Here is a 26,121-nt window from a genome sequence, read left to right on the forward strand (position 1 = left end):
GCATGGCCCACTACCGCCGGGTCGGCCACGTGCCGCCGAAACGCCACACCCAGCACCGCCACAGCGGCGAAGGGAGCGGCGAGGAGCGGCTGTACTTCGAGGAGCTGATGGGCGAGGAGGGCTTCTCCTCCGACTCGTCCCTGCTGTACCACCGGGAGATCCCGTCCGCGATCGTCGACTCGCGGGCCTGGGACGTCCCCGACCAGACCACGACGCCCAACCATCCGCTCCGCCCCCGCCACCTCAAGCTGCACGAGCTGTTCCCCAAGGAGGCGTGGTCCGAGACCGACGTCGTCACAGGCCGTCGGGTCATCCTCGGCAACGGCGACGTCCGGCTGTCCTACGTTGTGGCCGCCGCCGACTCGCCGCTGTACCGCAACTCGACCGGCGACGAGATCGTGTACGTCGAGTCCGGCACCGCCACCGTCGAGACGATCTTCGGGACGGTGCGGGCGGAGCAGGGCGACTACGTCGTCATCCCGACCTCGACCACGCACCGGTGGCTGCCGACCGGCGACCAGCCGCTGCGCGCGTACGCGATCGAGGCCACCGGCCATGTCGCGCCGCCGAAGCGCTACCTGTCGCGCTACGGGCAGTTCCTGGAGAGCGCCCCGTACTGCGAGCGCGACCTGCACGGCCCCGGCGAGCCCCTCCTGGTCGAGGGCGCCGACGTCGACGTCCTGGTCAAGCACCGGACGTCGCGCGGCATCACCGGCACCCGCCTGACCTACGCGCGCCACCCGTTCGACGTCCTCGGCTGGGACGGCTGCCTGTACCCCTTCACGTTCAGCGTGCACGACTTCGAACCGATCACCGGCCGCGTCCACCAGCCGCCGCCCGTCCACCAGGTGTTCGAGGGCCACAACTTCGTGGTCTGCAACTTCGTGCCGCGCAAGGTGGACTACCACCCCCTGTCGATCCCGGTGCCCTACTACCACTCGAACGTCGACTCCGACGAGATCATGTTCTACTGCGGCGGCGACTACGAGGCGCGCAAGGGCTCCGGCATCGGGCAGGGCTCGGTCTCGGTGCACCCGGGCGGCCTCGCGCACGGCCCGCAGCCCGGCGCGTACGAGCGCAGCATCGGCGTCGAGTTCTTCGACGAGCTGGCCGTCATGGTCGACACCTTCCGCCCGCTCGAACTCGGCGAGGGCGGCCTGGCCTGCGAGGACGAGGCGTACGCCTGGACGTGGGCGGGGCGGCGATGAGCAGCCCGTCCGCGATCCCGTCGTTCGCGGCCGGCCTGTGCGACGACGCGGCCGTCTTCCCGCCGGGGCTCGCGCCGCTCAGCGACGCCGTCCCGGCGCACCGCGGCCACCTGGCCGCCCCGTACGCCGGCCTCGTCGGTCCGCTCGTGCTGCCCGCCACCGCGCTCGACGCGCTGTACCCGCTGCTCGACGGCGAGCCGCTCGATGTGTCGATCACCGCGCCGAGCGGCCCGTGCGAGGCCGCCAAGGCGGTGGGCGTCGCCGCCGACCTGGCCGTCGACCTGCGCGGGCTGGAGGTCGCCGTCCCGCCCGGGATGGGCCCGGAGGAGTTCTTCCGCGTGCTCGGCCGCCCGGAGGTGCCCGTGTACGTCGAGATCCCGCGCGACGAGCGGCGCCCCGCGTTCATCGAGGCCGTCGCCGCGCGCGGCGACCGCGCGAAGTTCCGCACCGGCGGTGTGAAGGCCCACCTGTACCCGAGCCCGGACGAGCTGGCCGCCGCGGTCACCGCGGTCGTGGACGCGGGCGTCCCGTTCAAGGCGACGGCGGGGCTGCACCATCCCGTCCGCAACACCGACCCGGAGACCGGGTTCCACCAGCACGGCTTCCTGAACCTGCTGCTCGCGACCGACGCCGCCCTGGACGGCCGCCCGGCAGCGGACCTCGCCGCCATCCTGGCCGACCGCGACGCCCCGGCGGTCGCCGCCCGCGTGGCCGGGCTCGGCGCGGCGCGCACGGCGGCGGTCCGCGCCCGCTTCCTGTCCTTCGGGACGTGCAGCATCACCGACCCCCTGACCGAACTCGCGGACCTCGGGCTGCTCGGGTCCGCACTCCTGGAGACGACCCGATGAGCCGCATCGCGATCCCCGAGGACTCCCCCTTCGGGCTCGCCAACCTCCCGTACGGCGTGTTCTCGACCCCGGGCACGGCGCCCCGCGTGGGCGTCCGCGTGGCCGGCTCCGTCGTGGACCTCGCCGCCGGCCTCGGCGACGACGTCTTCGCCGCGCCGTCGCTGAACCCGTTCATGGCGCAGGGCCACGCGCGCTGGGTCGAGGTCCGCGAGCGGGTCCTCGACCTGGTGTCGGAGGACGTCCCGGACGATGCCGTCCACCCCCTCGACGCGGTGACGCTCCACATGCCGTTCGAGGTCGCCGACTACGTGGACTTCTACGCCTCCGAGCACCACGCCTCCAACCTCGGCCGGCTGTTCCGCCCCGACTCCGAGCCGCTCATGCCGAACTGGAAGCACCTGCCGGTCGGGTACCACGGCCGCGCCGGGACGGTCGTCCCGTCCGGGACGGACATCGTGCGGCCGAGCGGGCAGCGCAAGGGCGAGTCCGCGCCCACCTTCGGGGAGAGCCGCCGCCTGGACATCGAGGCCGAGGTCGGCTTCGTGGTCGGCACCGGCTCGGCGCTGGGCGAACCGGTGAGCGCGGACGACTTCGACGAGCGCGTGTTCGGCGTCGTCCTGGTCAACGACTGGTCGGCCCGCGACATCCAGGCGTGGGAGTACGTCCCGCTCGGCCCGTTCCTGGGGAAGAGCTTCGCGACCTCGGTGTCCCACTGGGTCGTCCCGCTCCTGGCCCTGGAGGCGGCCCGCGTCGGCACGCCGCCGCAGGACCCCGAGCCGCTCCCCTACCTGCGCGAGAAGAACCCGTGGGGCCTGGACCTCGACCTCGCCGTCTCCTGGAACGGGCAGGTCGTCTCCCGTCCGCCCTACCGGGAGATGTACTGGTCGCCCGCCCAGATGCTCGCGCACATGACGGTGAACGGCGCCTCGTCCCGCACCGGCGACCTGTTCGCCTCCGGGACGGTCTCGGGCCCGGCCAAGGACCAGCGCGGCGCGTTCATCGAGCTCACCTGGGGCGGCAAGGAGCCCGTGACGGTCAACGGCGAGCCGCGCACCTTCCTCGAGGACGGCGACGAGGTCTCGATCACGGCCACGGCCCCCGGGCCCTCCGGCACCCGCATCGGCTTCGGAGACGTGACGGGCCGCATCCTCCCCGCCCGCTGACCTGCCCGCCGCCCGCCCCCGCGTGTGGCGGGCGGTGAGGGGGGCGCCATGAACCGGGCCGCGTCCCCGTGCGTCCGATCGGCGGATCGGTTACCGGAAGGACGCGCATGACCGCCCTCATCGTCTTCGTTCTCCTCACGGCGGTCGTGCTGTTCGTCCTCGGATGCATGGACCAGCGGACCCTCTACTGGAAGAACCGCGCCTGGCAGTACCGGAACCCGGAGGCCGTCGAGCCGTCCGGCGCCGCGTTCGCGGCCGCCCGCGCCGGATCGTTCGCGGGCGCCGTCGCGCTGCTCATCACCGCGGGCGTCCTGTACGGCGCCGACAACGCGCGGACCTACTCCACCGCGCAGGTCGACTCGGTCGCCTCCGCCGCCGCCTCCCGGCTGGACGAGGGCCCGTCCTCGGGGCTCGGCTCGTCGGTCGGCACCACGTCCGACGTCTACGACGCCGTCAACGACGCCGGGCACGGCAACGTGCACATCCGTTCGGCGGGCGGCGACAAGTACGAGCTGACGAATCGCAAGGGCAAGAACCCCGTGTGCCTTACCGTCACGGTCGACAACGCACTGGACCTGGGCGGGGGCGAACCCTGGAGCCACTCGGTCTCCACGTCCGTCCACGACGGCCCCTGCTGACTCATGCCCCGTGGAAACACGGGCCTTTGAAAGCACTGCCTCTGAAAGCACGGCCTTGAAACACGCCACCGCCCGCGGAGTACCATTCCGCGGGCGGTGGCGTGTTTCCGGAGAAATGGTCCGCGGATGCCGGATAAACGGCCCCGCCAAGACACGCCAATGTGTCGTCAGCGTACCCGGCCGATTACCGAAAGCATGTGCGGACGGTTTGGGGGCACCCGGTGGTCAGGCGCTCGCGCGCTCGCCGAAGAGCGCCTTGACGAACCTGAAGAGCATGAGCACCGGCAGGACGAACGCGTAGAAGAACATGAAGTACTCGCCGCCGTCGAAGATGAACCCCAGGTACACGGAGTAGCCGAGGAACCCCAAGCCGAACGCGAGGTTGAGCAGCCTTTCGCCGACGGTCTGGCCGCCCCCGATGGCCGCCATCGCGAGCATGGCGATGCCGGACACCAGCAGGAACACCACGTACCAGGAGAACGCGGCGTCGGCCCCGAAGTCGATATTCATGACATCCCTCTGAATGTGCGTGACAAAGTCGGATGATCATAGCGGGGCGCCGCCGGGGCGGTGCATCCTTATTTCTGGCCTGGATAGGCCACCAAAGTGACTACACGGGAAGGTCGGCGAGGAAGGCGAGGATCGCCTTGTTGACCTCGTCGGGCGCTTCCATCTGCACGAAGTGGCCTGCGCCTTCGATGATGTGGACGTCCCGGAGGCCCGGAACGTGCGCCTCCAGCTGCTTCAGCGCGTCGGATCCCATCATCTGGAGGACGGGGTCGCGCTCGCCCGTGAGGAACATCGTGGGGACGGTGACGGGCTCGTCCGGACGGCTCTGCTTCTCGTTCCAGACGTGGTCGTAGGCCCGGTACCAGTTGAGGCCGCCCGTGAAGCCCGTCCGGCGGAACTCGGCGGCGTAGTAGGCGAACTCGTCCTGGGACAGCCACGGCCAGGGCAGCGGCGGGGCTTCAGGGAGCACATCGAGGTACCCGTTGCCTTCGCTCGGGTGCTGCCAGATGTCGAGGTACCGGTAGCCGCCGCTGAGCGCCCAGAAGACGTTCGCCAGGAAGCGCTCCGGCTCGGCCCCCAGTTCCTCGTCCGCAGGCCCCTCCTCCTGGAAGTAGTGCACATGGACGAAGTGCCGTTCGGCCATTCGCGCGTAGAGTTCGGTGGGCGGACGCTTCGAGACGGGCATGCGCGGGACGCTGAGCTGGATCAGCGCCTTGACCCGTCCCGGGGCCCACTGGGGCAGGTCCCAGACGAGAGCGGCGCCGAAGTCGTGGCCCGCGAAGACGGCCTCGCCGATGTCCAGGGCGTCCAGGACCCCGACGAGATCCGCGACGGTGTGCCGCCGGTCGTAGTCCCGCGGCGAGGGCGGGCGGCCGCTGCGCCCGTATCCGCGCATGTCGAGGGCGATGGCGCGGTATCCCGCCGCGGCCAGCGCCGGGAGCTGCCGCCGCCAGCTGTACCAGAGGCCCGGGAAGCCGTGGCACATCACCACCGGGACGCCGGCGCCCTGCTCGACCACGTGAAGGGGCACGTCGCCCGCGTCCAGCATGTGGTGGCGGACGTCCATGCGGCCGCCGTCCTCGCCGAGGCTCATACCGGCACCTCCCTCCGGTACGACGATCCTGAGGCGTCCCGGGCGGCGGGGCGGCCCGGTCTCCCGTTCAGCGGGACTCCGGTTGGACGGGCCGTCCGCCCACCGGCGAAGGTCGAGCCACCATGACGCAGCCACCGAGCCCCGACCTCGCCGCGCGCGTCGCCCGGCTGGAGGCCATCGAGGAGATCAAGGCCCTCAAGCACCGCTACCTGCGGGCCTGCGACGCCAAGGACCCGGAGGGCTTCCGCGCCTGCTTCGTCGCCTCGGGCGCCTCGCTCGACTACGGGCGGCTCGGCGCGTTCGACGACGCGGACGGCATGGTCAGGGTCTTCGAGTCGATCGCGCTGCGGAAGGCCGACGGCGGGAACGCGATCCTCGACATGCACCACGCGATGCACCCCGACATCACCGTGCACGACGAGACGCACGCGTCGGGGCGCTGGACGCTCAAGTTCCGCCAGGTGAACCTGGAGAACGGCACCGAGTCGGTGAGCACCGGCGAGTACGACGACGGGTACGTGGTCGAGGACGGCCGCTGGAAGATCACGAAAAGCCACTTCCAGCGCCAGTGGGGGATCACCCGCCCGCTCGACGCCGCGTGCCGCGTCGACCAGTGAGCGGGCGGGCGCGCCCCTGCCGGGTCGTCAGACCGCGTGGACGGGCGGGGGCGGGGTCCAGCGCGCCTTGCCCGCGGGCAGCCCGAAGTCGGACCTGAGCTCCTCGGGAATGGCGTAGTGCATCACGCGGCCCCGCGTCAGTGAGGACAGCTCCAGCAGGCTGACCAGGCGGCCGAGCCGGTCGGAGATCTGCTCGGCCCAGGGGCCGCGGTCCTCGAACCACTCCAGGGCCCCCAGCAGCGCGGGCGCGAGCCCGATGACCTGGTCGAACCGCGTGCGGGGGACCTCCAGCCAGTCGGCCGCGGTGTCGCCGACGAGGTAGCGGATGAGGGCGGGCACGACCGGGTCCAGCAGCGTCCCGGGCACGACCTGCTCGTACATCTCGATCAGCTGCCGGGTGAGATGCGCCCCCTCGGGCGAGGGGCCCATGTGGCGCAGCATGTACCGGTCGGAGAACTCCCTCGCCGCCTCCAGGTCCGGAGGGATGGCGTCGGGCTCGATGCCCAGGATGACGCCCACGACGCGCCAGGCGTAGTAGTAGGCCTCCGCGCCTTCGGCGGTGATGTGGATGCCCATGCGGTGCAGGGCGTCCAGCACCTGGATGCTGAACATCATCAGCGCGCCGAGCATGTCCTCCTGGCAGATCGGGACGGGCTCGGGCCAGCGCCCCTCCTGCTTGAGGTGGCGGCGGATGGAGGCGTGCAGCAGCCGGACCTTCTGCGCCGCCGGGAGGAACCGGCCGCCCGCCTGGAAGGCGTCGGGCCGCATGAGGTAGACGGTGAACTGCCCGGTCTCGGCCATGCGGCGCGAGGGGTAGGCGAGCGAGTGGGTCGCCGACAGCAGCCTGGCCCCGTTCGGGATGACGTAGCAGGCCGGCATCGCCGCGAACGACAGGGCGGTGGAGATGTGGACGTCGTTGTCGATGAAGAACTGCCGGGCCTGCTCCATGACCGCCCAGTCGACCCAGTCCGGCGGGGTGGAGGTCGCCTCCAGGTAGGTGCGCGCCGCGTCGGGAAGGCCGTCCGGCAGCTCCTGGCCGGAGGTGGTGAACCAGCGCATGAGGGTGTTGAACCTGCCCACGTCGCCGGCGCTGAACAGGGCCTCCACGGTCGCGTCGGCGAGCGGGTCGCCGGCCAGCCGCAGAGCGTCCATGTACTCGTCGGTGTATTCGGCCTTGTGGTGGGCGCTGCGGTCAGTCATCGGAGGTCACCTCGCAGATCAGTCGGGTCAGGGCGTCGGCGGCCTCCGGGGGCGGCCGGGTGCCGGCAAGGGCCGCTCGCGCGGCGTCCGCGCGTTCGTCGATCATCTGCCGGACGCGGTGCGGTGCCTTGCAGCGCAGCATGATCTCCCGGATCTCCGCCGCACCGTCCGGGGCGAGCGGCCCCGCCAGCAGGTCACGCAGGCGCCGGCGATCGAGCTCGCAGGCCTCGGCCAGGGTCAGCGCCAGCAGGGCGGTGGGTTTGCGGCCGGCCAGGTCGTCCAGGAGCGATTTGCCGGTCCGGGCCGGGTCGCCGAACACGCCCCGCAGGTCGTCGCGCAGTTGGAACGCCTCTCCGAGCGGACGGGCGTAGGCGGCCAGCGCGTCCAGCGTCGCCGCGGTCGCGCCGCCCAGCATCGCGCCGATCTGCAGGGGCCGCTCGACGGTGTAGGAGCCGGTCTTGAACCGCACGATCGTCAGCGACCGGCCCACGTCGGGCTCGGCCCCGGTCCGCAGGAGCTCCAGGCACTCGCCCGCCACCAGTTCCCGGCCCATCGCCGTCCACAGCGGCAGGACCCGTCCCAGGAAGGACCGGGGCAGGCCCGAGGCGTGGAACATCTGCCCGGCCCACACCACCAGCAGGTCGCCGACCATGATCGCGAGGGCCTCGCCGAGCCGCTCCTGGGCGCTCGGCCCGCCGCGCCGCAGCGGGCTGCAATCGATGACGTCGTCATGGACGATCGCGGCGGCGTGCACCAGTTCCAGCGCCGCCGCCGCGCGGACCACAGCGTCGGTGTCAGGCTGGCCCGCGGCACGCCAGCCCCAGTAGCAGAACGCCGGGCGGACGCGCTTGCCCCCGGTCACCGAGAGCCGCAACTGGTCGGCGACCGGCGACAGTTCGGGGTCCAGGGCCAGTAACTCGGAGATCTCGCCATCGACGAACTCCTCCAGCGCCCGGTCGACCCGGGCCCGAAGGTCAGCCATCCCCGGACCGCTCGGCAGTGTCTCCACCCCGCGCGGCGACCCGGCGGGCCAGGATCTCCATGTGCGCCTGCGGGGCGGCGCCGCCGCGCCGCAACGCCAGTTCGCCGCGTGCCCGGAGCTCCTGGCGGACCTCGCCGAGACCGGGCAGCCACTTGGTCAGGTCCCGCATCCCCGTCAGGACCACGTCGGCGACCCCTGCCGCGAGGCAGAGGACCTCGTCCCGTGATCCGGCTCTTCCGGCATCCCGCTCCATCGTCACCTTCCGCTCCCTCGATGTCACAGCAAGTGATAGCAGGAGAGGGGCCGACATCCTCTGAAACGGGCCGTTAGAACCACCTCGCGGCCGCTCAACGCGAAACTCACCGTTGATGGTGTTGCCTGACGCCGCTTCCGTACGGCAGACCATCGGGCCGCCGGGCCGGGCGGGTCGGCCGCACCGGTACCGATCGGCCGTCCGGCCTCGTGCGACTCGGCGGCGCCCCCGGCCACCCGGCTGCGGAAGGACGGCGGCACAGCCCGCGGCGGAGCGGCGACAGTGGCCACGGCGGGGCGGCGGCAGATCGGCGGCACGGATAGAGTCGCAGCTGATGAGCAGCATGGACCCGGTGAGCAGCATGGAACCGATCTTCCGGACGGCCTCGGCGGAGGACGTCCCGGCACTCGTGGCGCTCGTGGAGAGCGCCTACCGCGGCGACTCCAGCCGCGCAGGGTGGACCACCGAGGCCGACATCCTCGACGGCCAGCGCACCGACCCGGACGCCGTCGCGGCCGTGGTGGGCGACCCGACATCGGTGATGCTGGTGGCCGAGGTGGGGGGCGCCCTCACCGCCTGCTGCCAACTGGAGGACCGCGGCGGGCACGCCTACTTCGGCATGTTCGCCGTCAGCCCGTCCCAGCAGGGCGGCGGGCTCGGCCGCCGGGTCCTCACCGAGGCCGAGCGGCTGGCGCGCGAGCGGTGGGGCGCGGCCGAGATGCACATGACGGTGATCAGCGTGCGCGAGGACCTGATCGCCTGGTACGTCAGGCGCGGCTACGTCCGGACCGGCAAGACGAGCCCGTTCCCGTACGGCGACGAGCGCTTCGGCCTCCCCAAGCGCGACGACCTGGAGTTCGAACTCCTGGTGAAGAAGCTCCGCTGACACCTGGCGGCGGGACCGCGTCCCGCCGCCAGTCGCCTCCCGGGCATGGCGTTCGAGCCGGTCCACCGCGTGCGCCAGGCCCGGCGCGGCTTGGACCCGCCAGCGCGAGCAACCAGCCCTCTGGCGGCGGCACCGCGGCCTGCCACGCGGGCGACGGCGCCCTGCCTTCTTGCTGGATTGAGGGTTGAGCGTTCGTGTACAGGGGGTTCGACGGCGAAAGTCTCACTGGGCTGCTCAATGACAGGATTCAAGGGTGTCGATCATTGGGAGGCGGGTGCGTGAAGTTCGTTCTTGAAGTGGACATGGGTGAGGGCGCCGTCGCCAAGGACGCCGTCGGCGAGTTGGGGCGGATCCTGCGGTACTGGGGCGGGAACGTCCGGCACTACGAGTTGAAGCCCGGTGACGGGTCCGCCGTCTACGACTCGGACTACCGCGAGGTGGGGCGCTGGGAGATCGCCGAGACGCCCGCATAGCGACCGACCCGCAGAAGTGAGCACGGGAAACGCCCGGCCGGAAGCATTCCGGCCGGGCGTTTCGCGGGGAGCCCCAGGGTCAGATCAGACGGGCTTTCTTGTGGGGGGCCGCCCCCCGGGGTCAGACGATGTTCTTCGGGCGGTAGGCCTTGTACTGGCTGCCGCTGGACAGCCCGTACGTGCGGGTGCGGTGGTCGGTGCCGTAGCCGCCGCGCTGCTCGTACGCCCAGTAGGCGGTGTGCTTGCTGCTGGTCCACTTCTCGAAGATGACGACGTGCCGGGTGGTGTTGCTCCCGATCGCGTCGATGATGAGGTCGCCCTTCTTCAGCGACGACATCGAGATCCGCTTGCTGTAGGTGGACGACGCCAGGCCGACCGTGTTGGGGCCGGGCTTGGGCAGCCGCAGCGTCATGGACGCGTAGCCGGAGCAGTCGGTGCGGTAGCCGCCGTGCGTCTTCGACTGGCTGTAGGGGACGCGGCTGCTGGTGTGCGGGTGCCAGGTCTTGGCGCGGGCGATGACCTGGTCACGGGTGACCTTCGGGACGGCGGCCGCCGCGACCTTGCCGTCCGCCGCCTGCAGCTGGACGCCCCGGGCGGGTGCCTGGTGCGCGGCCGGGGTGGACACGCCGTAGAGGCCGAAGGCGGTTCCGCCGGCGAGCGCCAGGGAGCTGACGCCGAGAAGAACGGCTCGAGGGGAAGCCATTGACAATCCTCCGTGAATTGCTTGGGAATTGCGCCCCGTCGGGCGCCGAGTTCGGGGGGTGCCGATCGACCCGGCAAACGATAGGGACCCCGGCACGCCATTCGGCAAGCCCGTTGGAAAGGTTGGGACACTGGGACGGGCAGGACGGCTCCCACCTGCGTGAACGCCGTCCCTGGAAGGGGATTCGCGGGACAGCGGGACAACTTGCAAAGGACCAAGTGATCACGTTCAGTGCCGATCGAGAGACACACGGTGATCACATTCGGTTCTTGTCCCGCCCTCCCGGGAACTGGGCATAATGGCCAGCCCGGCCCGAGGGAGATGCCATATGAGCCGAAGACGAACGCCGACTCCGCTGCCCGACGGCACCCCGGAGGCGGTGCGGATCCTGCTCACCGAACTGCGCGCCCTGAAGGAGGAGTCGGGGCTCGATCTGCGTGCGCTGGAGCGCAGAACGCATGCGAGCCGCTCGTCCTGGGGCCGGTGGCTCAGCGGCGAGACGTGGATCCCTGCCGACGCCGTCACCTCGCTCGCGGACCTTTGCGGCGCCGACGCGCGCCGCCTTTCGGTCCTGTGGGAGGTGGCGGACGAGGCCAGGCGCTCGGCCCCGGCCGCGGCGGAATCCGCGTCCGAAAACCGCCCGGTGTCCCCGTCCGAAACCCCCGCCGCCGCCACGGCACCCGACGAACCGAACCACGCGGAGTCCGCCGACCGCGCAGAGCCCGCCGAGCATGCAGAGCCCGACCGTGCAGAGCTCGTCGGCGTCCCCGGGGTCGGCGGCGAGTTGGGACCTGCCGAACCGGGTGCCGGGGAGCTGTCAGGGGGCGGTCGGACGCGCTCGCGGCGGCTGCTCTTCCTCGGCGCCGTCGCGGGTTGCACGCTCGTCGCCGGGAGCGCCGGAGTGGCCCTCGGGGCGGCGCTCCAGACGCCGCCGGTGGCCGGGGCCGCGCGTGAGCGGCCGTCCGGGACGGCCCGGCCGGCCGCCAAGGGGATCAGCCGCCACGAAGTCCTCGTGCGGGCCCAAGCCTGGCACCCGCACGGCGCCAAGCGGGTGCCCTACGACCAGAACGCCGGCTACCACGGCTACCGGACCGACGGCTCGGGCTACGCGTCCATGGCGCTCGGACTGCCGAAGCCCGGCCCCAACTCGGCGCTCCTCGAGGCGTCCTACTGCCGGCGGATCCCGATGGCGTCGCTGCTCCCCGGCGATCTCGTCATCAAGGCCAGCGGCGGCGCCGACGTGCGCGAAGTACTGGTCTTCGAGCAGTGGACGGGCCCCGACCGCCGCGCCTACTGGGCCTACCAGCAGCGCCGCGGCTACGGGACCGACCACCTGGTGCGCCGCGACGGCCTCGCGTCCGGAAGCGACCACCACGGCTGCCGCCCCCTCAACGTCCAGGACGATCCGGTCGGCTGAACCCGCCGAGCCGGGCCGTGCCGCCGCGGGCGGTCAGGAGCGTGCGGGGACGAGGCGGAAGGCCACGAAGGCGGGCGACTCCTCCAGTTTCGCGTGGTCTTCGGGGTAGCGGTGGGCCATCTCGGGGACGGGACGCGGCTCCACGAGCTCCTCGATGAGGAACCCGGCCGCGCGGAACTCGGCGCAGATCGCCGTCAGGGGACGCCGCCACGCCCGGATCGGCCAGTCGCGCTCGGGGCTCAGCGACTCCTCCACCGGTTCTTCGGCGAAGTAGGAGCCGCCCAGTCGGAGCCATCCCGCCATGGGGTGCTCCGTGGAGAGGACGAGGGCGCCGCCCTTGCCCAGGATGCGGCGCAGTTCCTTCAGCAGCGCGACGCGGTCGTCGAAGTAGTGCAGGGCCAGCGCCAACACGACGAGGTCGACCGAGGCGTCGGGCATCCAGGTCAGCGGCGTGGACAGGTCGTGGACGCGCAGGTCGGCGCGGCCTCCGGTGCGTTCGAGGGCCATGCCGACGAAGGTGGGGCTGACGTCGCAGCCGGCGACGCGGGCGCCGCGGTCCAGCAGTTCGCGGGTGTAGAGGCCGGGGCCGCAGGCGGCGTCGAAGACGGTGAGGCCGGCCACGTCCCCCGCGAGGCCGAGCACGGCGGGACGGTCGTAGAGGGCGTTGTAGGCGCTGTCCTCGGCATGGATGGCGTACTCGTGGGCGAAGCGCTCGTACATGCCCTCGATCGTGCCAGAAGGATCAACCGCTCGTGTCAGGGGCGCGTCCGGTCTCTGTCAGGTCCTCGGGGACCTCGGGCAGGACGGAGGTGAGGTAGTCGCGGGCCGCCGCCGACGTTCCGACGTCGCGGCCCGCCTTCTCGGACAGGAACCAGCGGTGTTCGAGCACCTCGTGGAACAGTTCGACGTCGTCCAGGCGGTCGCGCAGGTCGGGCGGGACCGCGGTGACGACCGGCTCGTACACCTCGGCGAGCCAGCGGTTCGACGCCACCACCTCGGGGACCGGGCCGCCGTGGACGCGCTCCAGGTGCCCGCGGAAGGCGGCGATGTCGTTGAGGAGGCGGCGGGCCTGGTTCTCCTGGGCGTCCAGCCCGGTGCGGGCCATGAGGATGCGGCGGTGGTGCCCTGGCTCGGCCACGCGGGTCCGGACGCGCAGCCGTGCGCCGGACGGCCCGGCGTCCACCAGCTCCACCTCGTCCACGTCGAAGCCGAGCGAGTTGATGCGGCGCAGGCGCTCGGCGATGCGGAAGCGCTGCTCGTCGGGACGCAGCACCTCCTCGCGGGTCAGCTCGTCCCACAGCCCCCGGTAGCGGCGGACGGTGTCGTCCGCGACGTCGATGGGGTCGACCTCCTCGGGGAGCGTCCCCGCGGCGGCCAGGTCGAACAGCTCACCGGCGATCCGCTCGCGGGCCAGGGAGAGGTCGTAGCCGCGCTGCCCCTCGCTGAGGGACGGGTGCAGTTCCGCGGTCTCCGCGTCCACCAGGTAGGCGGCGAACGCTCCGGCGTCCATGCGGAACAGGACGTTGGACAGCGAGCAGTCGCCCCACATGAAACCAGCCAGGTGCAGCCGGACGAGGAGCTCCACCAGGGCGTCCAGGAGCCGGTCGGTGGGATGCCCGTACCGCGCGTTGGCGAACAGCGCGCGGTAGGACGAGGAGAAATCGAGGAAGCGCGTCACGAGGATCGCGTCCAGGCCGGGACGGTCCACGACCACGCCGACGACCTCCACCGCGGGCAGGCCCAGCTCGCGGAGCCGCCGAAGGAGCCGGTACTCGCGGCGGGCCAGCCGCGCGTCCAGCTCCTTCATCGCGTAGACGGCCCCGCCCTCGGCCACGAACCGGACCGTGTGCCGGGACAGGCCGCGCTGCCTGATCTCCACCAGCCGCTGATCGTCCCAGTCGCCGAGCGGCTCGGCCCACGGGAGGTCCAGCAGGCCGGCCGCCGACTCGCCGGGCGGGGTGAAGACGAAGTGCATCGGCTCAGGGGCCCGCGACGGACGTCCCGGACGCGCCCTCGGCCGCCGGTTCGCGCTGCGCCTCCCGGTGGGCGGCGCGCGACTCCTCCGCGAGGCGGTCGAGCTGCGCGACGCGCTCCTCGTCGCGGGTGAGGTTCTCGCCGGTGGACGGGTCGAACAGGTGCACCCGCGTCGTGTCGATCCACAGCTCCGCCTCGCGTCCCGGCGCGATCAGGCTGGCCGCGTCCAGCGCCACGACCGCCTGGGTCCGCAGCTGGTCGCCGTCGAGCTCCCGGGACAGGTCGCGCAACTGGGCGGTGAGGTCCGCGGGCGCCTCGTACGGGACGTAGGCGTACAGCTCGTTGCCGAGCCATTCGGTCACGTCCACCCGGACCCGGACGAGGCTGCCGCGCGCCTGCTTCTCCTCGCCGACGAGCGAGGCGTCCTCGAAGTGCTCCGGGCGGATCCCGACGAGCACGACCGAGCGGTCGCCGATCGCGGCCGCCTTGCGCGCGTCGCGCAGCTCGAACCGCCCGAGCGGCGTCTCCAGGAAGACGCCGTCCGCGGCGCGGTCCACGGACGCGGGCAGGAAGTTCATCGAAGGCGAGCCGATGAACCCGGCGACGAACAGGTTGACCGGCTCCTCGTACAGCTCCCGCGGGCTCCCGACCTGCTGGAGGACGCCCTTGCGCAGCACCGCGACCCGGTCGCCGAGCGTCATCGCCTCCGTCTGGTCGTGCGTGACGTACACGGTGGTGACGCCGAGGCGCCGCTGGAGCCGGGAGATCTCGGTCCGCATCTGCCCGCGCAGCTTGGCGTCCAGGTTCGACAGCGGCTCGTCGAACAGGAACGCGTCCGCCTGCCGGACGATCGCGCGGCCCATCGCGACCCGCTGCCGCTGCCCGCCGGACAGGTTCGCGGGCTTGCGGTCGAGGTGCTCGGTCAGCTCCAGCAGGTCGGCGGTCTCCTTCACCCGCCGCTGCACCTCGTCGTCGGCGACCTTGGCGAGGCGGAGCGGGAAGGCGATGTTCTCGAACACGCTGAGGTGCGGGTAGAGCGCGTAGTTCTGGAACACCATCGACAGGTTCCGCTCCCGCGGCGCGACCTTGTTGACGACCCGGTCGCCGATGACCATCTCGCCGGACGTGATGTCCTCCAGCCCGACGATCATCCGCAGCAGCGTGGACTTGCCGCAGCCGGACGGCCCGACCAGGATCATGAACTCGCCGTCCCGCACGTCCAGGGAGACGTCGTTCACGGCCGGGAAACCGTCGCCGTACCGCTTGACGATGTTCTTCATGGTGATGGCGGCCATGGTTTCCTCTCAGCCTTTGACGGCGCCGGACGTCAGCCCGGCCACGATGCGGCGCTGGAACGCCAGGACGATGATCACGACCGGGACCGTGACGACGACGGCGGCGGCGCAGATGGCGGTGGTGGGCTGCTCGAAGTAGGACTCGCCGGTGAAGAACGCCAGCGCCGCCGGGACGGGACGGGCCCGGTCGGTGGAGGTCAGCGAGATCCCGAAGACGAAGTCGTTCCAGCAGAAGAAGAAGGTCAGGATCGCGGCGGTGAACACGCCGGGCGCGGCCAGCGGGACGATCACCTTGCGGAACGCCTGCCAGCTGGTGGCCCCGTCCACCTGCGCCGCCTGCTCCATCTCCCAGGGGATCTCGCGGAAGAACGCCGACAGCGTCCAGATCGCGAGCGGCAGCGCGAACGAGATGTAGGGGATGATCAGGCCGGGCCAGGTGTCGTAGAGCCCGATGTTGCGCCACAGGTCGAACAGCGGCCCGACCAGCGACACCACCGGGAACATCGCGATGGCGAGCGCGAACGACAGGATCAGCCGCTTGCCGGGGAACTCCAGCCGCGCGATGGCGTAGGCCACCAGGGTCGCGAACACCACCCCGACGAACGTGGCGATCAGCGAGATGCCGATCGAGTTGATCAGTGCCGAGGTGAACAGGTCGGTCTTGAAGACCGTCTCGTAGTTGTCCCACGTCCATGTCTTCGGGAAGAAGCCCTGGACGTTGCCGATCTCGCTGGGCTGCTTGAACGACAGCATCACGATCCACACGATCGGGAACGCCGTCCACACCAGGATCAGCAGCGAGGCGACGATCCACAGCCACTTCGAGCGCGCCGACTCCATCAGCGGTCACCTCGCACCTGGGAGAGGTCCACCCGGAACCCCTTGATGAACACGGCCGCGATCAGCACCACCGACAGGAACAGCAGCACCCCGACCGCGTTGCCGAGGCCGAGTTCGGTCCGGGTGATGATCTGCTGGTAGGTCAGGAACGACAGCACCTGGGTCTTCTCCTGGCCGGACGTCATGATGAAGACGTTGTCGAAGATCCGCCACGCGTCGAGCGTCCGGAACAGCACCGCGACGAGGATCGCGGCCTTCATGTTCGGGATCGTGACCCGTTTCAGCCGCTGCCACGCCGTCGCGCCGTCCACCGTGGCGGCCTCGCCGAGGTCGGCCGGGACCTGCGCCAGCCCGGCGAGCAGCAGCAGCGACACGAACGGCGTCGTCTTCCAGATCTCCGACAGGACGATCACGAAGAGCGCCGCCCAGCGGTCGGAGAACCAGGCGAAGTCGCCGAGCCCGAACCAGGAGTTGACGAACCCCGACTGGACGTCGAAGGCGTACTTCCAGGCGAACGCGGAGATGACCGTGACGATCCCGTAGGGCAGCAGGATCGCGGTCCGCACCGTCCGCCGCCCGAAGACGGCGCGGTGCATCACCATCGCGAGCGCGAACCCGATCACCAGCTCCACCCCCACCGTGGCCACGGTGATGATCAGGGTGGTGAGCACCGTCTGCCAGAACAGGGCGTCCGACAGGGCGGTCGCGTAGTTGCCGAGGCCGACGAAGCGCCGGTCGTCCGGCGCGGTGATCCGGTAGCTGAACAGCGACTCGTACACGGCATTGATCAGCGGGTATGCGGTGACCAGAAGCATCACCACCACGGCGGGCAGCGAGAGCAGCAGCCCGAGCCTGCGCTCCGCGCGGCCGCGGTCGGAGATCTCCGCGCGGGCGGGAGCGGGGGCGCCGGCGGACCGGTCGAGCTTCGGTGCCGTTTCTGCGGACGTCATCCGGACACCTTCCTTTCAGGGCCTTCCCTCACAGCAGCGCCTCGCCGCCGAGGACCGCCCGGGCGAACTCCGCGGACCGGCGCGGCGTCGTCGCGGGGTTCACCGACGCGGGCGGATGCCAGCGGTTCTGGATGGCGCCGGAGATGTCGGCGTAGTAGGGGGTGGCCGGACGGGGCGCGGCCGAGGCGATGGAGTCCCGCATCAGCGGGGCCATCGGGAACTCCTTGAGGATGTCGGGATCGTCGAAGATCGCCGGGCGTGCGGCGACGTTGCCCTCGTCGAGCATGTACCGCTTCATGTTCGCCGGCGAGGTGATGCACCGGGTCGCCTCGACCGCGAGGTCCTGGTGCTCGCTGTAGGCGCCGACGCCGATCTCGATCCCTCCGAACGGCGGCCGGCTCGGCTGCTGCGGGTCGACCGCCGGGTAGCGCGCCCAGCCGAGGTCGCCGACGATGTCCTTGCCGATCGCGCCGGCGTCGGCGTCGCCCTTCTCGGCGCGCCAGACGTAACCCCAGTTGAGCAGGAAGCCGCCGCGCGCGCCGTTGATCGTCGCCCGGGACTGCTCCTCGATGTCGGTGGACAGCGTCGGGCTCGCGGCGGAGGACCGGGCGAGCTTCCGGATGATCGACGCCGCCTGCCCGCCGGCCGGCGAGTCGATGTCGATGCTCGCGTCGTCGCCCTTCTCGGCACCGCTGATGATCCGGCCCCCGGCCGAGGCGATCAGGGCGTTGATCCACACCATGTAGCCCTCGTACCGGTTGCCCTGCACGCCGATCGTCGTGTTCGTGCGGACGGCCGCGTCGATGAGCTTGTCCCAGGTGAAGCCGGGCGCGTTCGGGTCGATGCCCGCCTTCTTCGCCACCGACTTGCGGTACCAGAGCAGCTGCGTGTTGGCCCAGAAGGGCGCCGCGTAGAGCTTGCCCTCCCACATCGAGCTCTGCACGGCGGGCGCGAACACGCCCTCGGTCAGCGGCGCGGCCTCGCTCCTGGTGAACGGGCGCAGGAACTTGGCGTTGGCGGCCTCCGCCACGAACACGGGGTCGAGGCTCATGAGGTCGAGCCCGGAGTCCTTGGCCGCCAGCCGCCTGATCAGCTGCTCGCGCTGCTGCGTCGCGTCGCTCGGCAGCAGGGACGTCTCGATCCGGTACCGTCCGCCCGCGGCCTGCGTGCAGGACTTCGCGATGGCCGCCTGCCCGCCGTTGTCGGGGTTGATGTACCAGGTGAGCTTCGGCGCGCCGCCGCCGTCCCCGCAGGCGGTCAGCCCGCCGGCCAGCAGCGCCAGCGCCATCGCGGCCCTCGGCCATGCGGCTCGATGCTTGTGCCCTGCCGATCGCCGCCGCGGTCCTGCCGATCGCCCCCGCGGCCATGCCGATCGTGCCCGCTCCGCGGGACCGTGCCGTCCGGCCACCCTCGTCCGGTGCCGGGCGGGTTCCGCCTCGCTCTCCGCTCGATCGACTCGCTCGACCATGGGGCCTCCCGAAACCCCCACCGGGTTGCGGGCACTTCGCCGGGCCGCCCCCTCGGCGGGATTGGCCCCCCATTCGACCACCGGATTACGTGAGTGTCGAGATCCGGAGAGTAATCGAAAGGCAAAGGATCTTGATCAGGGGATGGCGCGGCCATGGTCCGGGCGTGAAGGTCGGCGCGCGGAATTCAGAGCCTGAAGGCCGACTCGTTAAGAGCGATACATGAAGGTCAGGGGCGGGAAGATCCGGGGTGGGAAGGCGGAGGGCGGGAAGGCGGGGTGTGAAGTAGGCGTGCATGAAGAAGGCGCGGAGAGAGCGCGGACCCCGACCGACCCGCGTGCCCTCCGCGCCTTCGCCTGTGTGGACGGTTGGTCCTGTGGGCGGGTGTGGCGCGCCGGCGGCTCAGTAACCGCCGCCCGACCCGTAACCGCCGCCTCCGCCGCCGTCACCGGTGCCGGAGCCCGACCCCGTGCCGGCCGCCTTCTTTCCGGTCGGGGTGGTGGCCCACCAGACCCCGCCGACGCCCTGGCCCTTCGTGTCGCCGGGCTGCTTGTCCTGCTCGTAGTAGTACATGGGCCAGCCGTCGATGGTGAGCTGGCATTTGCCGTCGTCCTTGCGCTCGATGAAATTGACGACCTTCTTGGAGACGCCTTCGAGCTTGAGGTGCTTCCAGCCGTTGAAGACGGCCGGCGGCCATGCCTTCTTGCACGAGCCGAAGCAGTTGGTCGTCGGCGGCTTGTTCTTGTCCTTGTCGTAGCGGTAGAGCGTCATGCCCTTGCCGTCGGTCAGGATCAGGCCGAGTTTCGGGTCCCGCTTGGCCTTGACGACCGTCCAGCCCTTCCAGCGGTTGCCGTTCGCCTGCTTGAGCGGGGCCGCCTTCTTGCCGGTCGGCGCCGCGGCGTACCAGGTGCCGCCCACCCCCTGGCCCCTCGTGTCGCCGGGGCTGAGGTCCTTGGCGAACCGGTAGAGCGGCCACCCGCCGAGCGTGACCTGCCACTTGCCGTCCGGGCGCTTGACCTTGCCGACCAGCGACTGCTGGACGCCCTTGACCTCGGTGTCGCCCTGGCCCGCCCACACGGGCGGCCATGCCTTGGCGCAGGCGCCCGCGCAGGTCGACGCGGGCGGGCGGGCGGTGTCGTTGTCGAAGCGGTAGAGGGTCATGCCCTTGCCGTCGGTGACGACCCTGCCGAGCTTGGTGACGCTGGCGACCTCCAGCACCGTCGGCTCGGGGGCCGGCGACTCGGACGGTTCGGCCGACGGCTTCGCCTGTGCCTGGGAGCCCGCGGCGTTCTGCTTCCCCCCGGCCTTCTCCTGCCCGCACGCGGTCAGCACAAGTCCCGACGCCGTGAGGGCGGCCGCAGCGGGGATCGCCCAACGTGGGAATTTCATGTCGTGTCCTCCAGGTCGTTCTGGGCCCCGGCTCCGGTTCCAGGTCCCGCACGTCGATCGAGGTGGAGCCGCCGCTCTCCCGGATCGAGGAGCAATACGGTGAACCCCACGTAACGGGTTCAACCCCCGGGAACCGGACGCCCGCGCGTCGAGTCACATGCATGCGCCGTTGCAAGCGGGGCGGGAACGAGGAAGGCTGCGGTGACCACCGGAAACGACTCAGCGGCCCCGGTCGACCTGACGAAGGACCGCCCCGCCGAACGGGGCACGACGAGGCCGGGTCCGGCGTGGATCGTCGTCCCCGCCCGCGTGCTGGCGCTGATCGTCGTGATCCCGTTGCGGTTCGGCTGGGACCTGGTCGTGCTGACGGCCCGCGGCGTCCGGGCCGCGTGGAACGCTCTCATGCGTGCCCCGGGCCGGTTCGCCCGCCTGCTCGGCCGGCTGCTGCGGGGCGCCTGGCTCGCGCTGTACCGGTGGCTGCTCACCCCTGCCGGACGGCTCCTGGCCGCAATCGGCCGCGGGGTCGCCGCGCTGGTCGGCCTCCTCGTCGTCCGGCCGCTGCGCTGGTTCGCCGTCGTCGTGGTCCTCGGCTTCCTGCGGTGGTTCGGGCGCGGGACGGGACGGCTGGCCCGGTGGATCCACCGGGTCCTGATCGCGCCGATCGGCCGGCTCCTCTCCCTGATCGGACGCGGCCTCGGGGGACTGCTCGCGTTCCTGCTGCTCCGTCCGCTGCAGGCGCTCGGCCGAGGGCTCATGTGGCTCCTCGGCATCCTCGGGCGCGGCTTCGGGCTGCTCTTCAAGGGCATCGGCCTGCTGCTGGGCGTCCTCGTGGTCCTGCCGGCCGTGCTGCTGTGGCGGTACGTCCTGCGGCCGCCGCTGCTCGGCATCGCCTGGCTGGCCCGCACCCTCTGGGCCGGTCTCACCTGGCTCGGCCGCGGCACCCTCACCGTCCTGGGCGCGCTCGGCGGCGTGCTCGCATCCGGCTGGCGCGCCTTCGCCGCGGCCGTGGTGTGGTCATGGCGGCTGATCGGGCGCTTCCTGGCCTGGCTCGGACACGTCCTGATCGTCGTGCCCGCGCGGACCGTGTGGCGCCACCTGCTGGCACCGGTCGTCGCCGGGGCCGTGGGGGCGTGGCGCCTCGCCGCCCGGATCCTCCGATGGCTCTGGCGGACGCTGGTCGTCGTCCCGGTGCGGGTCCTGGTCGTCACCCCGGCACGCTGGACACGGACGAACGTTCTACGCCCGATAGGCCACGGCGTCCGCTCGACTTGGCGGATCACAATCCGCGACCCGCTCCGCGCCACCCGACGCACAATGCGAGAGGCGGCCCGAGACGCACGCCTCCAACTCCGCCGAACCTTCCGAGGGCGCTGATTCCCGATGCTGAACCGCGCCGGCCCCCGGAGGAGACCGGCGCGGTCTGGTGCTACTCGTTGTCGGAGGTGCGCTGCTCGTTGCGCTCGCGCATCTTGCGGAGCAGTTCCTTCTTCTTCTCGGCCGCGGTTCGGGCGTCGCCGCCGGCCGCCTGCGCCTTTCCGCCGCGCAGTTCTCCGCGCGACAGGTTCCTGCGCTGGCCGCCTACGCCGAGCATGCCGTTCCGGCCCCGGCTCTTGGACATGAGGTTCTCCCGTTCGGCTGGGTGTGGTCTTCGTTCGCACCCAGGTCCGGCCGCGCGGGAGCGTGCAGCTCAGACGCGGATCGCGTCCCGGCCGGACCCGCCGGCGGGACGGTCGCGGTAGACACGCTGCGGAGTGGGCCACCAGGCGGTGGCCTCGGCATTGACCAGCATGCGGTCAGGGTAGGCAGCGGCTCGGCGGGCCCTCAACCGAATTCCCGGCGGCATGGCTGGGATACTGGTCGGCGATGTATCGACTCCTGTTCTCACTGGTCATCTCCCGGGTCCCAGCGGAGACCGTCCACCATCTGACCTTGCGGGCGCTGCACGCGATCCAGGCGGTGCCCGGCGCGGTGCCGCTGCTGCGGCGGCTGCTCGCGCCCCGCGACCCCGCGCTGGCGGTCCGCGCGTTCGGGCTCGACTTCCCGAGCCCGCTGGGGCTGGCCGCCGGGTTCGACAAGGACGCCGTCGCCTTCGCGGCGCTCGGCGCGTTCGGGTTCGGCCATGTCGAGATCGGGACGGTGACCGGGCGCCCGCAGCCCGGCAACCCGCGCCCGCGGCTGTTCCGGCTCGTTCCTGACCGGGCGGTCATCAACCGGATGGGCTTCAACAACGCGGGCTCCGAGGCCGCCGCGCGGCGGCTCGCCCGGCGGGCGCCGGGGACCGTCGTCGGCGCCAACATCGGCAAGACGAAGGTCGTCCCGGAGGCCTCGGCGGCCGCCGACTACGTCGCGAGCACCGAGCGGCTCGCCCCGCACGCCGACTACCTCGTCGTCAACGTCAGCTCCCCCAACACGCCCGGCCTGCGGAACCTCCAGGCCGTGGAGCACCTGCGGCCGCTGCTGACGGCCGTGCGGGAGGCCGCCGACCGCTCGTCCGCGCGCCGCGTCCCGCTGCTGGTGAAGATCGCGCCGGACCTGGCGGACGACGACGTCGACGCCGTGGCCGACCTCGCCCTCGAACTCGGCCTCGACGGCATCATCGCGACCAACACCACCATCGGCCGCGACGCCCTGCTCAGCCCGCCCGCGCTGGTCAAGGAGACCGGCGGGCTGTCGGGCGCGCCGCTGCGGGAGCGGTCCCTGGAGGTCCTGCGCCGGCTGCGGTCGCGTACGGGCGGGCGGCTCACGCTGGTCTCGGTCGGCGGCGTCGAGACGGCCGACGACGTGTGGGAGCGCGTCCGGGCGGGCGCGACCCTCGTCCAGGGGTACACCGGGATGATCTACGGTGGTCCGCTCTGGGCGCACCGCGTCAACCGCGACCTGGCGCGCCGCCTGCGCGGCAGCGCCTTCCGCACCCTCGACGACGCGCGAGGCTGACCTCCGGCGGGCCGGCCCTGCCCCGGCGACCCGGCCGGTGTTCGCGTACGCGCACTAGACGAAGAAGCCGTCGGCGATCAGTTCCGGCAGGACGGCGTCGGCGTGCGCGCGGACCTCGCCCGCGTCCATTCCGGTGAGCTGCGCGATGGCGTCGAGGAGCCGGTCGAGGGGCAGGGTGCCGTCGCAGACCCCGGCGAGGGCGGCCTCGACCGTCCCGACACCGGCGGCGCGGCGGAGCCGCCGCGCCTGCCGCAGCACGATCCGCTCCGGGTCCTCGGCGCCGGGCGGGCCGATCTGCTCCTGGACGAGACCTGGCGCCGCCGCGAGCAGTCGTCCACAGGCTGTGGAAAACTCGTCGGCCTTCGCGAGGCCGTCCAGTACCTCGTGCGCGTACGCGCCGACGGGCTGCTCGACGGCGTGCCGGAGCTCCTCGATCCGGACGGCCGGACGCTCACTGCGCCGCAACGTGATCCAGCCGAACCCGATCCCGGTGACGTTCTCCCGCTCGAAGTGATCGAGCCACGCCTCGTACCGGGCGCGGTACTCGGGCGTGCCCGCCTCGCAGGAGTCCCGCAGCCACAACTCGGCGTACTCCGCCGGATCCTGGACGTCGCGCTGGACGATCCACGCGTCGCAGCCGTCCATCCACGCGCCGACGCGCTCCTCCCACGGGACCCCTTCGACATGCAGCCAGTTGGCCAGGAGCTGGCAATATCCGCCGTCGTTCAGGTACCGCGAGGCGCTCCGGACGAGCCGCCGGCAGAAGTCGTCACCCGCCATCCCCGACTCGCGGTAGGCGAACCGCCGGTCGCCGGGCGGCGCGACGACGAACGGCGGATTCGACACGATCAGGTCGAACCGGCGGCCCTCGACCGGCTCCAGCAGCGACCCGCGCAGCAGTTCCGCGCCGTCCACGCCGGACAGCGCGAAGCTCATCGCGGCCAGTTCCAGCGACCGCGGATTCACGTCCGTCGCGGTGATGCGCGCGCCCGGGGAGCGCCCCGCCACGTGCACCGCCTGGACGCCGCAACCCGTGCCCAGATCGAGCACGTTGTCCACAGGCCTGTGGACAACCAGCTGCGCCAGGTTCGCCGACGCGCCGCCCGTGCCCACGACATGATCGTCCGCCGGGACGCGTCCATCGCCGGGCCGGACCTTCAGATCGGAGACGGCGTAACCGGCGTGCCCGTCACCGTCCACGGCCTCCAGCGGCTCGACGCGCAGCAGCGCCCGCACCTGCCCGCCGGACGCCTCCGCGAGCCCCGCCGCTGTGAGATCGTCCACGGCGACGGCGCCCTCGGGAACGGGCACCTGGAGCCAGAACAGCCGGGTCAGCACCTCGACCGGCGACCCGCCGGCCGTTGCCCGCAACGCGGGCACGATCTCGTCACGCGCCAGCGCCCCGCCCGCGACCGGGCCGAGCGCCCCGCGCACCCCCGCCACGGTGTAGCCGGACCCGAGCAGCAGTTCACGCACACGACGAAGATCACGCATCCGCCCATCCTGCCCGCTGAGCGCGCACCACACGTCCCGGATCGCCGGTCACCCCCGACCTGGACACCCCGCGAACCCACCAGCGCACGGACCAGGCTGTATCACCCGGACATGGGAGCCCGACCGGGACACCCCGCGAAAACCCACCAGCGCGGACGGACCAGGCTCTAACCGCAACTGACAACGACCGAAAGGTTGCGATCGCGTCCGAAGGCAGGTTCAAGCGAAGCAAGAACCTGATCGCGCAGCGAGCCGCAAGGCGAGCCGGAGCGATGCCAGCGATCGCCCGCATTTCTCGACGATGGAGGGCCGCCAAGGCCCGAAGGAGGAGAGAAATGCAATGTCACTGCATATACGTCTGGAAGCCCTTGGCCAGAGACTCGGCGATGCGTTGCCGGAAGGACGCGCTGGACAGCTTCTCCGCGTCGTCCGCGTTCTGCATGTTGCCGCACTCGATGAAGACCTTCGGCACGGTCGACATGTTGAGGCCGCCGAGGTCGTCGCGCCGGTCGATGGCATTCTTGCCGAGGTAGTTGGAGTACGGGATGCCGGTGCCCTCGTGGTAGGCGTTCCGGAGCGCCTCGCCCAGCTCGGCGGAGTCGGACACCATGTCGGCGTTCCGGCCGATGGACAGCGGCTCGATGATGTGGAAGCCGTGGCCGGACGGGGACGCCCCGTCGGCGTGGATGGACAGCGCGGCGTCGGCCTTGAGCCGGTTGCCGACCGCGGCACGGTCGGTCACGCAGGGGCCGACGCCCTTGTCGTCCTTGCGGGTCAGCGTGACCTTCGCGCCCCGGGAGCGCAGGAGGTCGGCGAGCCGCTTCGACACGTCCCAGGTGAAGGCGTGCTCCGCGTAGCCGGCCTTGGTCTCGGTGCCGGTCGTGTCGCACGCCTTGCTGCCGTTGCCGATCTTCACCTGCCGGTTGATCGCCGACGGGTTGGCGGCGTTCCCGCCGTTGTGCCCCGGATCGATGACGATCACCTTGCCGTCCAGCGCCGCCGGGTCCCCCTTGGCGGACGCGGGCGACTCGCCGCCCTTCGACCCGCCCGGGGACGCCGCCCCGGCGGTCGGCGGCCCGGCCGCCTCACCGCCGCCGGACGTCCCGGAGGAACCGTTGCACGCGACGAGCGCGCCCAGGCACAGCGCGATACCGGCGACCGCGGGGCCGCCTCGATTGATCCGCACAGGCCGATTCCTCCGTGATGACTTCGTTACCGACCCTGACAGTCTGCACACCCGCGCAGGTTCGTCAAACGGAGTCGGCGGAATCGGGGGGGGTCAGCCGCGCAGCGGGTCCTCCTTGCCCAGCAGGGCCGCGAGGGCGCGCGCCTCGTCCGCGTCCAGGCCGAGGACCACGCGGGGACGGCCCCACGGGTGGTCGATCGAATGGGCGACGTAGCTGGCGACGGACTCCGACACCTGCTCGGCGAGGCCGCGCGCGTGCCGCCACTCCGACCACGCGCGTTCCAATTCGCTCGCCGCGCGCTGCGCGCACGACACCAGTTCCGGATCACGCACGAGCATTACCCCCTGGCTGGACAGACCCTTGACCCGACCGCCGGCGGACCGCCCCGGAGGCCTACCGCGAGGCCGCCCGGGACCGCCCGCCGACGGTGAAGTCCCATTAACCACCTGGCCGCGGGCCCCGTCCCCGCGAATGCGGCAGCCTTGGCCGGGCCCTTACCCGCCACGCACCGGTTCGAGAAACGATCGACCGTCCCCGTACCCCCGCCATACCGGGCCAGCGCCCTAGCCGCCAACGCCACGCCGCGAAGAACCCCGGCTTC

Annotated in this window: 27 protein-coding genes; 10 read left to right on the forward strand and 17 right to left on the reverse strand. The window is 71.8% G+C overall.

All coding sequences use genetic code 11. The annotated features are described in order from the left end of the window. The first annotated feature begins 2 nt into the window (after positions 1–2). The 4 genes from ABWI07_RS11045 (at position 3) to ABWI07_RS11060 (ending at position 3,857) form a co-directional block, all read left to right on the forward strand. Complete coding sequence (locus tag ABWI07_RS11045; protein WP_353818459.1) at positions 3–1,208, forward strand: homogentisate 1,2-dioxygenase; 1,206 nt, start codon at positions 3–5, stop codon at positions 1,206–1,208. Next, a complete protein-coding gene (locus tag ABWI07_RS11050) occupies positions 1,205–2,056 on the forward strand; it encodes a hypothetical protein (RefSeq protein WP_149260339.1) in 852 nt (283 codons plus the stop codon). The genes ABWI07_RS11045 and ABWI07_RS11050 overlap by 4 nt, the downstream gene beginning before the upstream one ends. Beyond that, positions 2,053–3,219: a fumarylacetoacetase gene (gene fahA / locus ABWI07_RS11055; RefSeq protein WP_353818460.1), complete on the forward strand. Its 1,167-nt coding sequence runs from the start codon at positions 2,053–2,055 to the stop codon at positions 3,217–3,219. Before ABWI07_RS11050 ends, fahA begins: the two co-directional genes overlap by 4 nt. Positions 3,220–3,326: 107 nt before the next feature. Then, on the forward strand, positions 3,327–3,857 hold the full coding sequence (locus ABWI07_RS11060; protein WP_149260341.1) for a DUF6199 family natural product biosynthesis protein: 531 nt from the start codon (positions 3,327–3,329) through the stop codon (positions 3,855–3,857). Between the two features lie 225 nt (positions 3,858–4,082). Here ABWI07_RS11060 and ABWI07_RS11065 read toward each other — a convergent pair whose 3' ends face one another. Together ABWI07_RS11065 and ABWI07_RS11070 are read right to left on the reverse strand one after the other, a co-directional pair. Continuing rightward, on the reverse strand, positions 4,083–4,367 hold the full coding sequence (locus ABWI07_RS11065) for a hypothetical protein (RefSeq protein WP_149260342.1): 285 nt from the start codon (positions 4,365–4,367) through the stop codon (positions 4,083–4,085). Positions 4,368–4,467: 100 nt separating this feature from the next. After that, positions 4,468–5,460: an alpha/beta fold hydrolase gene (locus tag ABWI07_RS11070; protein WP_200841971.1), complete on the reverse strand. Its 993-nt coding sequence runs from the start codon at positions 5,458–5,460 to the stop codon at positions 4,468–4,470. 122 nt (positions 5,461–5,582) lie between these two features. On the opposite strand from ABWI07_RS11070, the gene ABWI07_RS11075 reads away from it, so the two are divergent. Further along, positions 5,583–6,077, forward strand: coding sequence for a nuclear transport factor 2 family protein (locus ABWI07_RS11075; protein WP_353818461.1), 495 nt, complete (start codon positions 5,583–5,585; stop codon positions 6,075–6,077). Positions 6,078–6,104: 27 nt separating this feature from the next. Here ABWI07_RS11075 and ABWI07_RS11080 read toward each other — a convergent pair whose 3' ends face one another. The 3 genes from ABWI07_RS11080 to ABWI07_RS11090 are packed head-to-tail and all read right to left on the reverse strand — an operon-like array spanning position 6,105 to position 8,518. Next, entirely contained in the window at positions 6,105–7,277 is a 1,173-nt protein-coding gene (locus ABWI07_RS11080; protein ID WP_149260344.1) for an oxygenase MpaB family protein, read from the reverse strand. After that, complete coding sequence (locus tag ABWI07_RS11085) at positions 7,270–8,259, reverse strand: polyprenyl synthetase family protein (RefSeq protein WP_353818462.1); 990 nt, start codon at positions 8,257–8,259, stop codon at positions 7,270–7,272. Before ABWI07_RS11085 ends, ABWI07_RS11080 begins: the two co-directional genes overlap by 8 nt. Next, positions 8,252–8,518 (reverse strand): polyprenyl synthetase, encoded by a 267-nt coding sequence (locus ABWI07_RS11090; protein ID WP_149260346.1) that lies wholly within the window; start codon positions 8,516–8,518, stop codon positions 8,252–8,254. The genes ABWI07_RS11085 and ABWI07_RS11090 overlap by 8 nt, the downstream gene beginning before the upstream one ends. 328 nt (positions 8,519–8,846) lie before the next feature. On the opposite strand from ABWI07_RS11090, the gene ABWI07_RS11095 reads away from it, so the two are divergent. Next, the gene (locus ABWI07_RS11095) at positions 8,847–9,398 is read left to right on the forward strand and encodes a GNAT family N-acetyltransferase (RefSeq protein ID WP_200841972.1); all 552 of its coding nucleotides are present in this window, start codon (positions 8,847–8,849) and stop codon (positions 9,396–9,398) included. A 278-nt stretch (positions 9,399–9,676) separates the two neighbouring features. Beyond that, entirely contained in the window at positions 9,677–9,871 is a 195-nt protein-coding gene (locus ABWI07_RS11100) for a hypothetical protein (protein ID WP_149260347.1), read from the forward strand. 121 nt (positions 9,872–9,992) lie between these two features. On the opposite strand, the gene ABWI07_RS11105 is transcribed toward ABWI07_RS11100, so the two are convergent. After that, positions 9,993–10,574, reverse strand: coding sequence for a hypothetical protein (locus tag ABWI07_RS11105; RefSeq protein WP_149260348.1), 582 nt, complete (start codon positions 10,572–10,574; stop codon positions 9,993–9,995). Between the two features lie 328 nt (positions 10,575–10,902). Here ABWI07_RS11105 and ABWI07_RS11110 point away from each other — a divergent pair, with 328 nt between their 5' ends. Further along, positions 10,903–11,991 (forward strand): helix-turn-helix domain-containing protein, encoded by a 1,089-nt coding sequence (locus ABWI07_RS11110; protein WP_353818463.1) that lies wholly within the window; start codon positions 10,903–10,905, stop codon positions 11,989–11,991. A 33-nt stretch (positions 11,992–12,024) separates the two neighbouring features. Here ABWI07_RS11110 and ABWI07_RS11115 read toward each other — a convergent pair whose 3' ends face one another. From ABWI07_RS11115 to ABWI07_RS11145, 7 genes are all read right to left on the reverse strand, one after another. After that, the gene (locus tag ABWI07_RS11115; protein ID WP_149260350.1) at positions 12,025–12,711 is read right to left on the reverse strand and encodes a class I SAM-dependent methyltransferase; all 687 of its coding nucleotides are present in this window, start codon (positions 12,709–12,711) and stop codon (positions 12,025–12,027) included. Positions 12,712–12,733: 22 nt separating this feature from the next. Continuing rightward, positions 12,734–13,966, reverse strand: coding sequence for a DUF4032 domain-containing protein (locus tag ABWI07_RS11120; RefSeq protein WP_149260351.1), 1,233 nt, complete (start codon positions 13,964–13,966; stop codon positions 12,734–12,736). 4 nt (positions 13,967–13,970) lie between these two features. Beyond that, on the reverse strand, positions 13,971–15,260 hold the full coding sequence (locus ABWI07_RS11125; RefSeq protein ID WP_149260352.1) for an ABC transporter ATP-binding protein: 1,290 nt from the start codon (positions 15,258–15,260) through the stop codon (positions 13,971–13,973). Positions 15,261–15,269: 9 nt separating this feature from the next. After that, positions 15,270–16,100 (reverse strand): carbohydrate ABC transporter permease, encoded by an 831-nt coding sequence (locus tag ABWI07_RS11130; protein ID WP_149260353.1) that lies wholly within the window; start codon positions 16,098–16,100, stop codon positions 15,270–15,272. Next, a complete protein-coding gene (locus ABWI07_RS11135; RefSeq protein WP_149260354.1) occupies positions 16,100–17,050 on the reverse strand; it encodes a carbohydrate ABC transporter permease in 951 nt (316 codons plus the stop codon). Before ABWI07_RS11135 ends, ABWI07_RS11130 begins: the two co-directional genes overlap by 1 nt. A gap of 28 nt (positions 17,051–17,078) precedes the next feature. Then, positions 17,079–18,338: an extracellular solute-binding protein gene (locus tag ABWI07_RS11140; RefSeq protein ID WP_353818464.1), complete on the reverse strand. Its 1,260-nt coding sequence runs from the start codon at positions 18,336–18,338 to the stop codon at positions 17,079–17,081. 580 nt (positions 18,339–18,918) lie between these two features. After that, positions 18,919–19,905, reverse strand: a complete 987-nt coding sequence (locus ABWI07_RS11145) for a hypothetical protein (RefSeq protein ID WP_353818465.1) — start codon at positions 19,903–19,905, stop codon at positions 18,919–18,921. 201 nt (positions 19,906–20,106) lie between these two features. On the opposite strand from ABWI07_RS11145, the gene ABWI07_RS11150 reads away from it, so the two are divergent. Next, positions 20,107–21,279: a hypothetical protein gene (locus ABWI07_RS11150; protein ID WP_353818466.1), complete on the forward strand. Its 1,173-nt coding sequence runs from the start codon at positions 20,107–20,109 to the stop codon at positions 21,277–21,279. A 52-nt stretch (positions 21,280–21,331) separates the two neighbouring features. On the opposite strand, the gene ABWI07_RS11155 is transcribed toward ABWI07_RS11150, so the two are convergent. After that, complete coding sequence (locus tag ABWI07_RS11155; protein ID WP_149260358.1) at positions 21,332–21,523, reverse strand: DUF6243 family protein; 192 nt, start codon at positions 21,521–21,523, stop codon at positions 21,332–21,334. Positions 21,524–21,768: 245 nt separating this feature from the next. Between ABWI07_RS11155 and ABWI07_RS11160 the strand changes: the two genes are divergently transcribed. Further along, positions 21,769–22,839: a quinone-dependent dihydroorotate dehydrogenase gene (locus ABWI07_RS11160; RefSeq protein WP_149260359.1), complete on the forward strand. Its 1,071-nt coding sequence runs from the start codon at positions 21,769–21,771 to the stop codon at positions 22,837–22,839. A 54-nt stretch (positions 22,840–22,893) separates the two neighbouring features. Here the strand turns inward: ABWI07_RS11160 and ABWI07_RS11165 are convergent, their stop codons facing one another. From ABWI07_RS11165 to ABWI07_RS11175, 3 genes are all read right to left on the reverse strand, one after another. Continuing rightward, entirely contained in the window at positions 22,894–24,333 is a 1,440-nt protein-coding gene (locus tag ABWI07_RS11165; RefSeq protein ID WP_353818467.1) for a DUF7059 domain-containing protein, read from the reverse strand. A 343-nt stretch (positions 24,334–24,676) separates the two neighbouring features. Continuing rightward, positions 24,677–25,519, reverse strand: a complete 843-nt coding sequence (locus ABWI07_RS11170) for an N-acetylmuramoyl-L-alanine amidase (protein ID WP_235036916.1) — start codon at positions 25,517–25,519, stop codon at positions 24,677–24,679. Between the two features lie 93 nt (positions 25,520–25,612). After that, positions 25,613–25,858 carry a hypothetical protein gene (locus ABWI07_RS11175; RefSeq protein ID WP_235036917.1) on the reverse strand — a complete coding sequence of 82 codons (246 nt, stop codon included), beginning with the start codon at positions 25,856–25,858 and terminating at the stop codon, positions 25,613–25,615. Positions 25,859–26,121: the final 263 nt, after the last annotated feature.

The organism is Actinomadura sp. NPDC000600, from assembly GCF_040492135.1.
Lineage (GTDB): Bacteria > Actinomycetota > Actinomycetes > Streptosporangiales > Streptosporangiaceae > Spirillospora.